This is a genomic window from Pseudomonas syringae KCTC 12500, assembly GCF_000507185.2.
Classification (GTDB): Bacteria; Pseudomonadota; Gammaproteobacteria; order Pseudomonadales; family Pseudomonadaceae; genus Aquipseudomonas; species Aquipseudomonas syringae.
This window is the reverse complement of sequence record NZ_AYTM02000002.1, coordinates 1,481,701-1,495,904: the sequence shown is the minus strand read 5'-3', so window position 1 is coordinate 1,495,904 and position 14,204 is coordinate 1,481,701. Positions and strand designations below refer to the sequence as shown.

15 protein-coding genes are annotated in these 14,204 nt (G+C 60.4%); 8 read left to right on the top strand and 7 right to left on the bottom strand.

Annotated elements, in window-relative coordinates; genetic code table 11:
* The first annotated feature begins 33 nt into the window (after positions 1-33).
* The 3 genes from V476_RS06935 to V476_RS06925 all read left to right on the top strand — a co-directional run bounded on the left by V476_RS06935 (position 34) and on the right by V476_RS06925 (position 3,911).
* Entirely contained in the window at positions 34-1,683 is a 1,650-nt protein-coding gene (locus V476_RS06935; protein ID WP_024959351.1) for an acyl-CoA dehydrogenase family protein, read from the top strand.
* A gap of 52 nt (positions 1,684-1,735) precedes the next feature.
* Complete coding sequence (amn, locus tag V476_RS06930; RefSeq protein WP_003392026.1) at positions 1,736-3,199, top strand: AMP nucleosidase; 1,464 nt, start codon at positions 1,736-1,738, stop codon at positions 3,197-3,199.
* Positions 3,200-3,278: 79 nt separating this feature from the next.
* On the top strand, positions 3,279-3,911 hold the full coding sequence (locus V476_RS06925; RefSeq protein WP_024959350.1) for a pseudouridine synthase: 633 nt from the start codon (positions 3,279-3,281) through the stop codon (positions 3,909-3,911).
* 13 nt (positions 3,912-3,924) lie between these two features.
* Here V476_RS06925 and V476_RS06920 read toward each other — a convergent pair whose 3' ends face one another.
* Together V476_RS06920 and V476_RS29140 are read right to left on the bottom strand one after the other, a co-directional pair.
* On the bottom strand, positions 3,925-4,404 hold the full coding sequence (locus V476_RS06920) for an Lrp/AsnC family transcriptional regulator (RefSeq protein ID WP_002555305.1): 480 nt from the start codon (positions 4,402-4,404) through the stop codon (positions 3,925-3,927).
* Between the two features lie 348 nt (positions 4,405-4,752).
* Entirely contained in the window at positions 4,753-5,301 is a 549-nt protein-coding gene (locus V476_RS29140; protein WP_027902951.1) for a hypothetical protein, read from the bottom strand.
* On the opposite strand from V476_RS29140, the gene V476_RS29135 reads away from it, so the two are divergent.
* Entirely contained in the window at positions 5,245-5,964 is a 720-nt protein-coding gene (locus V476_RS29135) for a DUF6515 family protein (RefSeq protein WP_024959348.1), read from the top strand. The two genes, V476_RS29140 and V476_RS29135, sit on opposite strands and share 57 nt — an antisense overlap.
* Before the next feature lie 6 nt (positions 5,965-5,970).
* Here V476_RS29135 and V476_RS06905 read toward each other — a convergent pair whose 3' ends face one another.
* Both V476_RS06905 and V476_RS06900 read right to left on the bottom strand, forming a co-directional pair.
* A complete protein-coding gene (locus V476_RS06905) occupies positions 5,971-6,864 on the bottom strand; it encodes a cation diffusion facilitator family transporter (RefSeq protein ID WP_024959347.1) in 894 nt (297 codons plus the stop codon).
* A gap of 25 nt (positions 6,865-6,889) precedes the next feature.
* On the bottom strand, positions 6,890-7,309 hold the full coding sequence (locus V476_RS06900; protein WP_003340868.1) for a hypothetical protein: 420 nt from the start codon (positions 7,307-7,309) through the stop codon (positions 6,890-6,892).
* Between the two features lie 301 nt (positions 7,310-7,610).
* On the opposite strand from V476_RS06900, the gene V476_RS06895 reads away from it, so the two are divergent.
* The gene (locus V476_RS06895) at positions 7,611-8,537 is read left to right on the top strand and encodes a Gfo/Idh/MocA family protein (protein ID WP_024959346.1); all 927 of its coding nucleotides are present in this window, start codon (positions 7,611-7,613) and stop codon (positions 8,535-8,537) included.
* Between the two features lie 74 nt (positions 8,538-8,611).
* Positions 8,612-9,583, top strand: a complete 972-nt coding sequence (locus V476_RS06890) for an alpha/beta hydrolase (RefSeq protein ID WP_024959345.1) — start codon at positions 8,612-8,614, stop codon at positions 9,581-9,583.
* Between the two features lie 9 nt (positions 9,584-9,592).
* Here the strand turns inward: V476_RS06890 and V476_RS06885 are convergent, their stop codons facing one another.
* Both V476_RS06885 and V476_RS06880 read right to left on the bottom strand, forming a co-directional pair.
* The gene (locus V476_RS06885; protein ID WP_024959344.1) at positions 9,593-10,132 is read right to left on the bottom strand and encodes a DsbA family protein; all 540 of its coding nucleotides are present in this window, start codon (positions 10,130-10,132) and stop codon (positions 9,593-9,595) included.
* A 199-nt stretch (positions 10,133-10,331) separates the two neighbouring features.
* A complete protein-coding gene (locus tag V476_RS06880) occupies positions 10,332-11,027 on the bottom strand; it encodes a tRNA (adenine(22)-N(1))-methyltransferase (protein WP_024959343.1) in 696 nt (231 codons plus the stop codon).
* 167 nt (positions 11,028-11,194) lie between these two features.
* On the opposite strand from V476_RS06880, the gene V476_RS06875 reads away from it, so the two are divergent.
* Complete coding sequence (locus V476_RS06875; protein WP_024959342.1) at positions 11,195-11,578, top strand: RidA family protein; 384 nt, start codon at positions 11,195-11,197, stop codon at positions 11,576-11,578.
* Positions 11,579-11,700: 122 nt separating this feature from the next.
* Entirely contained in the window at positions 11,701-12,711 is a 1,011-nt protein-coding gene (locus V476_RS06870) for a J domain-containing protein (RefSeq protein WP_024959341.1), read from the top strand.
* 92 nt (positions 12,712-12,803) lie between these two features.
* On the opposite strand, the gene V476_RS06865 is transcribed toward V476_RS06870, so the two are convergent.
* Positions 12,804-14,144, bottom strand: a complete 1,341-nt coding sequence (locus tag V476_RS06865; protein ID WP_024959340.1) for an aminotransferase-like domain-containing protein — start codon at positions 14,142-14,144, stop codon at positions 12,804-12,806.
* Positions 14,145-14,204 lie beyond the last annotated feature (60 nt).

Sequence of the window (14,204 nt, the reverse complement as noted above, 5' to 3'; positions counted from 1 at the left end):
ATATTGCGTGTGTACGCAGGCCGGAGATGACTCATGAACCTGAATCAATTCGCCGAAACCCACGAAGTCACCAATCAACCGCCGCCGCTCGACGGGGCAAACCTTTACCGTATCGACGTGCCGCTTCAGGAATGGAACAGCCGATTCGGGGCGGGCTGGGCGCAGCCGCGTATCGACGCCTACGGTGCGCTGGCAGGTGGCCCGTTGATGGCAGCGGGCTTTCTGGCCAATCGGCACAAGCCCGAGTTTGCCAGCCATGACCGTTACGGGCACCGCATAGACCTGGTCGAATTCCACCCGGCGTATCACCAGTTGATGAGCGCTGCCATCGCGCATGGCATCCCATCGTTGCCATGGACCGATCCGCAGCCCGGTGCGCATGTCGCACGCGCGGCCATGAGTTATCTGCATACCCAGGCAGACCCCGGCAGCGGCTGTCCGCTGACCATGACCTTCGCCAGCGTTCCGGCACTCAAGTTGCAACCGGACCTGGCTGAAATCTGGCTGCCCAAGGTCCTGTCGACTGAGTACGATCCACGCAACGTGGGCATTGCGCACAAGAACGGCGCGACCATCGGCATGGCCATGACCGAGAAGCAGGGCGGCACCGACGTGCGCGCCAATACTACGCGTGCGCTCCCGGTGGGGGCAGGCGGCCCCGGCCAGGCCTACGAACTGGTCGGCCATAAGTGGTTCTGCTCGGCGCCCATGTGCGATGCCTTCCTGGCCCTGGCGCAGACCGACAAGGGCCTCAGTTGTTTTTTGCTGCCGCGCCACCGGCCGGACGATACGCGTAACGAGTTTTACATTCAGCGGCTGAAAAACAAGCTCGGCAACTGGTCCAACGCCTCCAGCGAGGTCGAGTTTCGCGGCGCGCTGGCATGGATGATCGGTGAGGAAGGGCGCGGCGTGCCGACCATCATCGAAATGGTCGCCATGACCCGTTTCGACTGCATGATCGGCTCCAGTGCCCTGATGCGTCAGGCGCTGACCCAGGCAACGCATCATTGCGCGCACCGTGCGGTCAGTGGTCGGTTGCTCGCCGAGCAGCCGTTGATGCAGAACGTGCTGGCTGACCTGGCACTGGAAAGCGAGGCCGCGCTGGCCCTGACCCTGCGGATGGGGCGCGCGCTTGACCACCAGGATGATGATCACGAAAAGCGTTTCGTGCGCCTGATCACGGCAGTGGGCAAATACTGGATCTGCAAGCGCGCCCCGGCCATGATCAACGAAGCCGCCGAGTGCCTGGGCGGCGCCGGTTATGTCGAGGACAGCATTCTGCCCCGCTTGTACCGCGAAGCGCCGGTCAACTCGACATGGGAAGGCTCCGGCAACGTGCAATGCCTGGATGTGCTGCGAACCCTGTCCAAAGAGCCCGGCGCACTCGATGCGCTGTTCGACGAACTGGGCGACGGGCATGGCGACCGGCATCTCGCGGCGCACATCGACAAGCTCAAGGCCGCGTTTCGGGACACCGGCGACATCCAGTACCGCGCCCGTCAACTGACCGAAGACATCGCCATCGCCTTGCAGGGCAAGTTGCTGCTGGAAGCGGGTAACGCGGCGGTCAGTGACGGCTTCATTGCCGGTCGACTGGTGTCCAGCGGGCGAGTGTATGGCGCATTGCCCAAGGGCGTCGACGTAGAAACATTGCTGCAAAGGGCCTCGCCGCAGGTGGCATGAGCACGCGAACCCGTTACGATGCACGTCTGCAAGATCAGACAGGACATGAATCGTGACCCAAGCCTTTGTTGTTGTCGACACCGCCGAGCAGGCTGTAGAGCGGCTCGCCGAGCTGCATGAACGCGCCACCAGTGCGCTGAGTCAGGCGCTCAAGCGCTACCTGAAAGACCGCGTAGAACCCACCGCCGAAGAGCGCGCGCAATTCAGCTATCCGGAATTGCGCCTGGTCTACAAATGCCAGGGCGAAGTGCCGGTGACCACGCGCGCCTATGCCAAGGTGCAACTGCCGGGTACTTACAGCGTCACCGTCACGCAGCCCAAGGCTTTCAAAAAGTACCTGCTCGAACAACTTGTCCCGCTGATGAACGATTTCACCGTAACGGTCGAAGTCGGCATGAGCGAGCAGAGCATTCCTTATCCTTACGTGGTCGAGCAGGGCGATGAGCTGGCCGGCACGGGCGTCACCGCTGCGGCGCTGGCACGGGTGTTCCCGAGCACCGACCTGTCGGCCGCCACCGATGGCATTGCCGACGGCCTGTATGACTGGGCCAATGTCGACCCGCTGCCACTGGCGCTGTTCGACGCTGCGCGGGTGGATTTCTCGCTGCGCCGTCTGGTGCATTACACCGGCAGCGACTGGCGCCACGTACAGCCGTGGATTCTGCTGACCAACTACCATCGCTATGTCGACCAGTTCATTCTGCACGGCCTGGAAAAGCTCCGCGAAGACCCGCGTTTCGTGCGCATGGTCCTGCCGGGTAACGTGGTAGTCGACAAGAGCATGGGCCAGGACGAAGCCCAGGCCATCGTCGCCAGCGTGGTCTGGCACCGCTATCAGATGCCGGCCTACCACCTGATCGCCGAAGACGGTCACGGCGTGACGCTGGTCAATATCGGCGTCGGCCCGTCCAACGCCAAGAACATCACCGATCACCTCGCCGTGCTGCGTCCGCATTGCTGGCTGATGATCGGTCACTGCGGCGGCCTGCGTCAGTCGCAGACCATCGGCGATTACGTGCTGGCTCACGCCTACATGCGTCGCGACGGGATTCTCGACCGTGTGCTGCCGCCGCATATCCCGATTCCGGCCCTGGCCGAAGTGCAACTGGCCTTGCAGGAGTCGGCTGCGCAGATTACCGGCGAGCGCGGCGAAGAGCTCAAGAAGCGCCTGCGCACCGGCACGGTGTTGACCTATGACGACCGTAACTGGGAACTGCGCTGGGCTCAGGAACGTCCGCTGATCAACCTGTCGCGCGCAGTGGCGGTCGACATGGAAAGTGGCACCATCGCCGCTCAGGGTTATCGCCTGCGTGTGCCTTACGGGACGTTGCTGTGCGTATCCGACAAACCGTTGCACAGCGAAATCAAGCTGCCGGGTTCGGCGAATGCGTTCTATGAGCGTGCGGTGAGCCAGCATTTGAAGATCGGTATCGCTGCGCTCGACCTGCTGCGCACCGAGCTGAACTCGCTGCACTCACGCAAACTGCGCAGCTTCGATGAGCCGCCATTCCGTTGATGGCTTGCCGTTAATAGATTGGTATTTGCACGAAGGGCCACTAAAGTGGCCCTTTCTGTTTTCCGATTGCCGAATTCTCATGTCCCGCACCCAACGCCCCGTTTCCCGCCGTCCTGCCTCCAAACCGGCAGGTGCTGCCCGGCGTGTCGCCAAAGCGCCACCGGCCGAGCCGAAGCTGATCCTGTTCAACAAGCCTTTCGACGTACTGACCCAGTTCAGCGATGAGGAGGGGCGGGCCACGCTCAAGGACTTCATCAAGATCCCCGGTATCTATCCGGCTGGGCGCCTGGATCGCGACAGCGAAGGTTTGCTGCTATTGACCAACGACGGCCAGTTGCAGGCGCGCATTGCCGATCCCAAGCACAAGCTGGCCAAGACCTACTGGGTGCAGGTCGAAGGCGAGCCGAGCGATGAGCAGTTGCAGCAGTTGCGCGACGGTGTCCAGCTCAACGACGGGCCGACCTTGCCCGCCGAAGCGCGGCAGCTCGATGAGCCGCAACTCTGGCCGCGTAACCCGCCCGTGCGCTTTCGCAAGAGCGTGCCGACAAGCTGGCTGGAGCTGGTGATCAAGGAAGGGCGCAATCGGCAGGTGCGGCGCATGACTGCTGCAGTCGGTTTGCCGACCCTGCGGCTGGTGCGGGTCAGGATTGGCGACTGGACGCTGGAGGGCCTGGATCAGGGCCAGTACAGGGAAGTCGCCGCAAAACTGTGACGCAGGTGCCCGCTCAGTTACGCAGGTGAGTCAGCGGCATTTCGGTGCTGGCCAGCACTTGATTGAGCACAAAGCTCGATTTGACGCTGGTCACGCCTTCGATGCGGGTCAGATGGCCCAACAACAGTTTCTGATAGTGATCCATGTCCGGCACCACCACTTTCAGTTGATAGTCCGCGTCCATGCCGGTCACCAGGCTGCATTCCAGTACCTGAGGCAGGTTGCGGATCTGCTGCTCAAAGTTCTCGAAACGCTCGGGGGTGTGTCGGTCCATACCGATCAGCACGTAGGCGGTCAGGTTCAGACCCAGTTTCTTGCGATCCAGCAGGGCAACCTGGCGCACGATGTAACCGTCGTCTTCCAGTTGCTTGACCCGGCGCGAGCAGGGTGACGGCGACAGACCAATGCGTTCGGCCAATTCCTGGTTGGATATCCGTGCGTCCCGTTGCAATTCAGCCAAAATGCTCAGGTCGTATCTGTCGAGCTTGCTCACGATGCACCCCATTATCAATTCAATTGCGCTGGATTATTCATCTGAAGTCAAAAATTGCGCAAGTAATGTTTTAATCCGCAATATTAGCAATCTTCTGCCTCGGCCTCAGGCCTATTCTTTTAAACAGAATCACTGCCCGGACACAGCGTCCAGCGCGACCCGCCGAATCAGGCCAGTCGCGGCCTCCCACCCGACAGGGTGTGTCAGGCCCCCGGGCTACATACTGTCCAGAAGACGGCATGAGGTGAGCCAGCGTCAAAAGCGCTGCGCCAGGACGAAGTATCTCAAGGGGGCCATTTGGTCCCCTTTTCTTTGCCTGCTGATAAAGTGCGCAGAACGGCGCTACGCTTAAACAGTCTTAATGACGTCAACCCGCGCTCTAGTGAGGAAAGCATGAAATCTGGCATCTGGCAGTTTGCGGGTGTAAGTCTGTTGTGTCTGAGCATCGGTGCTCAGGCGCTGGCCGACGAACGTGATGAACCACCGCGCAATCCGCTTTACGGCAGCCCTGGTGAAAACGCGCAGCAGCGTCAGCAGCAACAGCAGCGTGCTCAAGAGCAGATCAACCAGCAGCGGCAGATCCAACAGCAGCAAAACCAGCTGCGCCAGGTCGAGCGTCAGCAGCAACAGCAGATCAACCAGCAGCAGACCAATCAGCAACGCCAGATTCAGGAGCAGCAGAATCAGCAGCGTCAGGTCGAGCGTCAGCAACAGCAGCAGATCCAGCAACAGCAGCTTCAGCAGCGCAACATCGAGCGCCAGCAGCAACAGCAGATCGAGCAGCAACAGCGTGATCAGCAGCGCCAGATTCAGCAGCAGCAAAACCAGCAGCGTCAGCAGTTGCGCCAAGCCCAGGACAACCTGCCGATCCAGAGCGGCCCGAAAGAGACGTGGCAAACCCAGCCGCCGCGTCAGGGCTATTACCAGGACATTCCACGCGGCAACAACCGCAACTGGCAGGCCGGCAACGGTCGCCCCAATGACCGTTGGGAAGGGCGTCCCGACGGGCACGGCAATGGCTGGGGGCCAGGTCCGCAATATCGGCCTGGCTATGCGATAGATCGCGTACCGGGTGGCTACTCGCGTATTCCCTATCGTGGTCAGGACTATTACTACTCGGGTGGCTACTGGTATCGCCCGCAAGGCCCGCGTTATGTCGTGGTGACACCGCCCTACGGCGTGCGTGTCAGCAGACTACCGTCCTACTCTCAGGAAGTATGGATCGGCAGCAGCCTGCTGTTTCTGGCTGCCGGCACCTATTACGCCTACCAGCCGGACAGTCAGGACTACGTGGTGGTCAATCCGCCGCAGAACGAAGCCGTGTATCAGGCTCCGCCGGCCGAACAGCAGGGCAATGGCTACGATCCGGTGGCCTACCCTGCAAACGGGCAGAGCCCGCAGCAGGTCGAGCTGGATAAATACCAGTGCTACCGCTGGGCTGCGGAGCAAAGCGGTTTCGACCCGGCCAATGTCACCGGCCAGCCGCCGCCTGACGTGGTCGATCTGTATCGTCGCTCGATGGGCGCGTGCCTGGCGGGGCGAGGTTACAGCGTCAACTGATGGCGGTCAGGCACTGGCCTGCTTGACGACTTCCTGAGGGTCGGCGTGTACCAACACCTCGGCCTTCGGGAATTGCTTGTGAATGGCGTCAGCCACCTGATCACAAATTGTATGGGCGACCGATAGCGTCAGGCTACCCGGTAGCTCCAGGTGCAACTGCACAAACCAGTGATTGCCAGAGATTCGTGTACGCAGATCATGCGCCCCGAGCACGCCCGGCACTTCGCACGCCAGTGCCAGCATTTGAGTACTGACATCGGCGGGCAATTCCGCATCCATCAGCACCGATATCGTTTCGCGGGCGATTTGAAAGGCGCTCCACAAGATATACACCGCGATGCCCAGACCAAAATACGCATCCAACTGCTGCCAGCCGAAATACGCCAGCGTCAGCGCCACCAGAATGCTGGCGTTAAGCAGCAGGTCTGAACGGTAGTGCAGCGAATCAGCGCGGATCGCTGCCGAGCCGGTCGCCTTGATCACCCGGTATTGCAGAGTGAGCAGTGCGATCGTCAGCGCGATGGAAACCACCATCACCACCATGCCCAGCAGCGGTGCGCCCAGCGGTTCCGGGTTCTGGATGCGCTCGACGGCCTGAACGGCAATCAGCACACCACTGACGGTGATGAACAACGCCTGCGCCATGCCCGACAGCGCTTCCGCCTTGCCGTGGCCGTAGCGATGATCGTCATCGGCAGGGCGCAATGCGTAATGCACCGCCAGCAGGTTGAGGAACGAGGCAGCGCCATCCAGCAGCGAGTCGGTGAGACCGGCCAGCAGGCTCACCGAACCGCTCAGCCACCAGGCAACGCCCTTGGCCAGGATCAGCGTCGTGGCGACCGCCAGCGAGGCCCGCGTCGCGAGCCGCAGCAGTCGGGAATGTTCGGCAGTGGTGCTCATGACGCTTCCTTGAACGGGATCGATATCAGGCAGCCGGGACCAGGCCCAGTGCTGCCAGTTGCTCGACGCTGCCTTTGTGCTGGATCAGGCGTGGATCGTTCAACGGCAGGGAACGGCCCAGCTCGGTTTCAATGATGGCTTGCAGCTTGGTGTTGTCGACACTGCCATCAGCCTTGAGCGCCTTTTGCAGCTTTTGCGGATCGATCTGCGCATGCTCGCCGGGCCCGTAATAGATCGCGCCGGTGGCGAAGTCCACCGCAAACGCAATCACGCCCGGAACGATATAGAACAGCAGCGCGAAAGCATCCAGCGCCGCAATCGCCGGGTCAACCTTGCCATCGATCTGACCACGACGATCAGGATAGAAAATGCTGCCGCAGGCGGAAATCTGAGTCAGCAACGTGGCGACCAGAACGCCACCGATCAAGCGAGAAGGAATGCGCATGGAAAGCTCCTGAGATGAAGAGGGCAACTATACAAGGCAATGACTGCAAGGCTAAGACTATTGAGTGATGGCGTGGTTCTGCGGCCGTGAAGTTAAACCAAATGGGATGCGAAGCGCCCCGAACGGCGCAATCGTAGTGGTGGGATTGAGCTTGCTCACGAAGGGGCCTGAGCGGGCGCTGAAGATTATCGAATGTGAGATCGGCCAGGAAAACAGCCCCCGCGCCGATGCCCCTTACCGACCACGATTAACATCTGGTTTACTGTGCCGCACGATAACTACAAAAACTCAGGAGTCATGTATGCAACCGATTCGTCTCGGTCTGGTGGGTTACGGCAAAATTGCGCAGGATCAACACGTCCCTGCCATCCACGCCAACCCCGCGTTTGAGCTGGTGGCCGTGGCTACGCAAGGCCAGCCGTGCGCCGGGGTAGAGAATTTCAAATCCCTGGGCGAACTGCTTGCGAGCGGGCCGCAGGTCGACGCGATTGCGTTCTGTACGCCCCCGCAAGGTCGCTTTGCCCTGGTGCAAGAGGCGTTGGCTGCCGGCAAACACGTGCTGGTCGAGAAGCCGCCGTGCGCGACCCTGGGTGAGGCGATGGCGTTGGTGACCCAGGTGCAAGAGCAGGGCGTCAGCGGTCTGTTCGCCTGGCATTCGCGTTACGCGCAGGGTATCGAAGCGGCGCGTGAGTGGTTGTCCACCCGCACCCTGCAGAGCGTGCAGATCGACTGGAAAGAAGACGTGCGCAAATGGCACCCCGGTCAGGCGTGGATCTGGCAGCCCGGTGGCCTTGGCGTGTTCGATCCGGGGATCAATGCCCTGTCGATCGTGACGCATCTGGTGCCACTGCCATTGTTCGTCGAGTCTGCCGAACTGCGCGTGCCGAGCAATTGCCAGTCGCCTATCGCTGCGTCCATCAAAATGTCCGACACGCGCCATCTCGATATCCGCGCCGAGTTCGATTTCGACCATGGTCACGACGAGCTCTGGAGCATCGAGATTCGCTGCGCCGAAGGCACGTTGCGTCTGGACAACGGCGGTGCGCTGTTGAGTATCGATGGCGTGCCTCAGTCTGTTTCGGAGGAGGGCGAGTACGCCGCGGTGTATCGCCACTTCCAACAGCTGATCGGCGATAAAGCCAGTGACCTGGACCTGCAACCGTTGCGGCTGGTCGCGGACAGTTTTTTCGTGGGCAGTCGGGCATCCGTTGAACCGTTCTACGACTGAGAGCCTCTCAGGTACAGGTGGGGCAAATCGCGTTGCGCGCCCCCGCATACGTCAGCCTGACAAGAGAGCAGAAATTGGACACAAAACAGCCTTGGCCTTCCAGTGAGCAAGAGTTGGTAGAAGTACGACGGTTTAATAAAACCCTCGCGCGGATGCCGCGTTTCCAGATTCGCAATCGCGTCACGCCCCGGTTGATTCAGGCGCTGTTGCGTGCAGCGCAGATCGGCAGCGCCCTGAAACCGGGAGGGCATGACCTTCGCATCGAAAAAAGAACGGTCAGCTCGGATAACGTAGCTGTGCCCGTGCGCATCATCCGCCCCAAAGGCAAACCCCGGGGCGTGGTGTTCGACATCCACGGCGGCGGATGGGTGATCGGCAATGCCCAGATGAACGATGATCTCAACGTCGGCATGGTCAATGCCTGCGACGTGGCCATTGTTTCGGTTGATTACCGACTTGCTGTGACAACCGCCATCGAGGGCCTGATGGAGGACTGCTTTTCTGCCGCCTGCTGGCTGTTGGGGAAGGACTGCGAAGAGTTTGCCGGCCTGCCGGTTATCGTGGTCGGCGAATCCGCTGGCGGGCATCTTGCCGCAGCCACCCTCCTGAAATTGAAAAGCCGACCTGATCTGCTCAAGCGCATAGTGGGTACAGTCCTGTACTACGGCGTTTACGACCTGACGGGGACCAAGAGCGTGCGTACCGCAGGGCCGGAGACGCTGGTGCTGCATGGTCCGGGCATGGTCGGCGCCATGCGCGCGCTCACCCCTGATCGAAGCGACGATAAACGCCGTGAACCGCCATTGTCACCACTGTATGGCGATTTGGCAGGCCTTCCGCCCGCACTGATGTTCGTCGGAGAGATCGACCCGCTGCTGGATGACACACTGCAAATGGCCGAGCGCTGGGCCAACTCGGCAGACGTCGAAATGCACCTCATGCCCGAGTCGCCGCACGGCTTCATCCACTTCCCGACCACGTTGGCGCGCAAGGCGCTGGCGCGCAGCCGCGAGTGGATCAATGAGCGGATCGATGCGCTGGGTTGAGCTCGTCGCTCAACCTATCTCCGCGACCCACTTCGATACCGGGTCGCCACTGCTCAAGCCCGGCTGCACAAGACCGTCGATCATGAAGGTCGGCGAGACGTGTATGCCGTTCTGGCGAGCGTATTTGGCATGCCATTTCACGACCTGCTCAAGCTCGGGATTGGCGAAAGCCTCTGCCAGCGCGAGGCCGCTGTAACGCTCGATGCGCGCGATGATGTCGTTGGGCGTCGCGTCCATGTTCGGGCCGGTGGCGTGGTGTTCGAACTCGAATTCCTCACGGTGTGACGCAACCGCCGCCATGACCGCCTTGGCGCTTTGCTTGCCGCCTTCAAGGGTCGCAGCCGCCAGAATGCAGCGCACGATGACACCTGAAAACATGTGCCAGGGCTGCGACTGCAGGCGGATTTTGACCGTGACCCTGTCTTCTCCGGCTTGAGCCAGCAGCTCATCGAGCTTGAAGAAGGCCTTCACCGAAAAGGGGCAGGTCGGCTCAAGGAAGACTTCGAACAGACGAGGCCCGTGGCCCCAGGAAAGTGCTTCGGAATGCATGGTCGTTTTACTCCCGTCGATGGTTGTGTAGAAGACGCGCCGGGTATAGGCACCAGAAGTGTTCTCCCGGACACCTCTCGTTCCTCACGCTCCGCGTCACACATTGCAGCGCTGACGCCTGAACCAGATGCAGGCACCCTTAAAGCCTGACCTGCGGATCATGCGGGTTTGAGAGCCGGTTCGGGCATGAGTTCGATTTTCAGGCCAGCAACGCGGTAATCCAGCGGACCTGTTGCGCAACGTCCTGCAGCTTCTCTTGGTTCACGGCTTGCTGCGCGCGTTCGAAGTTGCGCAGCGTCTTGTGCTTCTTGCCCAGCAGACGCTGCCACTTGAGCAGAAATGCCGGGCTGCGCGCCTGCATCTGCAGCGGGCCGAAAAACAGCTCCTCAGCCGTGTACTGCACGGGGCCTGTGCGTTCGGCGACGATGATTTCGTAGTCGAAACGATTTTCCCGCAGCACCTCTTCGCTGACGATGCGGTAGTCATGCTTCATCAGCCAGACGCGCAACGGTTGCTCGCCGCCGTTGGGTTGCAGGATCAAGCGTTCCTGACCGCTCAGGCGCGCCTTGCCCGCTTCAAGGATGTCGCGAATCGTCTCGCCGCCCATGCCGCAGAGACTGATCGCCGTGATCGCGTCTTCCGCTTCGATCGCTGCCAGACCATCGGCCAGGCGCACGCTGACCTGATCCTCCAGATCGTTCTCGCGCACGGTACGCTCGGCTGCGCAGAACGGCGTCAACGCCACCTCGCCAGCCACCGCTGCCGCAATGACACCACGGTTCAGCAGCGCCACCGGCAGATAGCCGTGATCCGAGCCGATATCGGCCAGTCGTGCACCGGGTGGCACATGCGTTGCCACACACTCAAGGCGCATGGACAATCTCTGTTCGTTCAACGGCAACCCCTTTCACCCCAAACGCCCGACAGCATGGCCGGGTCCGGGCGCGATTCTGTAGAGCAACGCGGCGCATTTCAACTTTCCGCGCCAAAGCCCACGGCTCGACCCCCACCTGTCGCTCGCGTAGGCTTGGCGTTTTCCATCCTTTGCAAAGCAGAGATCCCATGGCAAACGCAGACATCACCTTCACCCCCGATCCAGACCCGGAGTCCATCTCCTCGGACGTCGCCGACTTCAACGGCGTGCTGGTCAGCACCCAAATCCCCACTCATCCCGACGGTAGCCTGGAACTGGGTGGCATCACCGAGCAGAGCGAATGCACCCTGCGAGCCCTGAAAGACGCCCTTGAACGCGCCGGCAGCTCGATGGACCGGGTCATGCACCTGACCATCTACCTGACCGACATGGCCGATCGCGCTGCATTCAACGAAGTGTACAAACGCTTCTTCAAAAAACCGTGGCCCGTGCGCGCAGCGGTGGGCGTGGCGGCGTTGGGGGTTGAGGGGATGCGGGTTGAAGTGACGGCGATGGCGGCCAAGGCGGGCTGACCGTAATGCACACACCTGACTGATGCTCGCGTCAGCGCTTTGCACCTGTGCAGAGTTGCATATCCCGTGGAACCGGATCTCGTTGCTTGCCACCAAGGCGGTATGAGTTTCCGGAGAAGCAGATGATCAACCTCACTAACCTTGCATCTTCGTTGGCGCGTGTGGCGCTCAGCGATTCGACAAAGCCAACGATAGACCGCGCAATGAACGTCGTCAGCCATATCGCTGGCAAAGTGGCGTTGCAGGTCAACAGCTCATTGCTGGAGCAGAAAAGCCGGCTCAACGAGCGTCAGCAGAAAGGCCTCGAGGTGATCCTCGACGCATTGCTCGGCAAGGAACCGGTGACCCATGTCGAGACGCACGGAGGGGGAGGCCGATTCAATCTGGCGCGAGCTGCCTTCGACGTGGCCAGCGTTGTCTGGGAGCGCGACCAGTCGATGCGCAACGTGATGAGCTTTTTGGGCGTCAGCGACAGTCAGGGCAAGATGTTGTTCTCTCTAGGCAAGACGCTGGCCGACGCGATGGCCAGTCTCGAACCTGAGCATGGCAAGCACAACAGTGAGGCGAACTACGCATTCTTCTCCAGCAACTTGAAGCTGAACAAACTGATGAATGACATCGCTGACCAGGTGATCAACGAGATTCGTCAGCAAAGCACCGATCGCGTGCGACGACCCACACCGGGACCCTCCTGGAGACCTGAAAGCACTCAACAGCAAGCACGCCCACAAACGCCTCCAAGCGCTCGCCCCCAGGCCAACAGCGCGCCACCACCGCCGAAAGCTCAGCCCAATTCAGGCGCTCAGCGGCCGTCAACAGAGCGGCCCCACAAAACACCCGCTACTGGCGCGTCCGCGAAGGTGGACGATTCCGCCCCCGCCAAGCCACCCGTCAAGCAGTTGTACGAGCACCTGGGCCTCTCGGACATGACGGCGGACCTCTCCGCAGTCAAAAAGGCTTACAAGAAAGCCTCGCTGAAGAATCATCCTGATAAGAACGTCGGTAACGAGGCTGAGGCGACTGAGCGTTTCAAAGTAATTTCAAACGCGTTCAGGATTTTGTCCGATCCTGAATTGCGCAAGAAATACGACAATGGCCTTATTGATGAGAACGGTAACGAGTTCAAGACCTGACTTTTCGGCGTGAGGCGTGCTGGCGGCAGTGCTATTGAGCCACGGGCTCAAGGCGCAAGCAGCCCCGATAACTAAACGCTGCTCTTCGTTGATCACACTGAAAAGCGTTCTTCTATTGCCTCGGAAAAATGCGTGCAGTTTATTCGCGCAAAACGCTGGTAGTCGCGCGACACCGAGAACGCCGAGCCTGGCATCAGCAGGATTTTGTGTTGTTCAAGTTCCTTTATGAAGGGCTCCAAGTTAGGGATGTCCGGGTGATAGGCCCAAATGAACATTCCGCCCTGCGGTGCTATATCGAATTGCCAGCCTCTCGCTCGCAGGGCGCGTTGAGTCTGGATCTGCTGGCTGATAAGCCTTTGTTGAACATCCTGCATGTGCCGGGCATAAGTACCGTCCGCCAGAATGGTGTTGACGAACCGCTCGCAGAACGCCGGAACGGCAACGCACGTCAGTAGTTTCAAGCGTGTCAGCGGCTCAATGAGCTCTTGTGAGCAGGCGATATAACCCACGCGCAGCGAAGCAGAAAGGCATTTGGAAAAACTGCCGACGTAGATCACACGATCCAGATTATCCAGCTCGGCAAACGTCTGGCGGACAGTAGGACTGAAGTCGCCGTAGACATCATCTTCGACCACAAAGAACTCATGCTCTACAGCAAGACGCAAAACCTTGAAGGCGTTGTGCGGGCTGATGTTGCTGCCGGTCGGATTGTGGAAGGTGCTATTGCAGAAAAACGCTTTGACCGTGTGCTTCGCCAGATAACTCTCCATCTCGGCGATGTCCGGCCCGTCCTGAGTCCGCCTTATACCCACAACATGGCCGCCCGCCAACTGAATCAACCTGATCAGGTTGCCATTGCCCGGCTCGTCCACAAAGACATGGTCACCGGGCTTGATCAATAGGCGGGCAACCAGGTCCAGGCCCTGCGTCGCTCCCAGAGTGGTGAGGATCTGACTGGGTCTGATGTCGATGCGGGTGAGACGCTTCAGGTGTACGCACAGCTGTTTGCGCATCGGGAGATAGCCGGAAATGTCGCCGTATTCGGCCAGCGAACTTTGTTCCAGCCGCGCCGTGCGTCGAATGGCCTTGGCCAGCAATTCGGTATCTCGCCATGCCGGTGGCAGCCATCCACATCCCAGCTTGGTGTAGTGCGGTCCTGCCTGTAGCAGCCTGAACAGTGGGTCGGCGCTCATGCACTCTATTTCCCGCACGTTATCTACATGGGTGACATGACTGCTCACAAAGTAACCGCGTCCGGGAGACGCCGACAACACGCCTTCACTCACCAGGCGAGCATAAGCCGAGACGGCGTCGTGATAGCTCGCGTCGGCAGTCAGGGCCAGTTTCCTGATCGACGGCATGCGTTGTCCAGCCAGCCACTCGCCTGATTCAAGGCGCTGCTTAAGCGAGTCATAAAGGACGTTGTTGGGCATGGCGGCTTCGTCAAACTGATAGAAAAAATAGCCTAACAGTTAATCAGAAAGCTCGTCGAC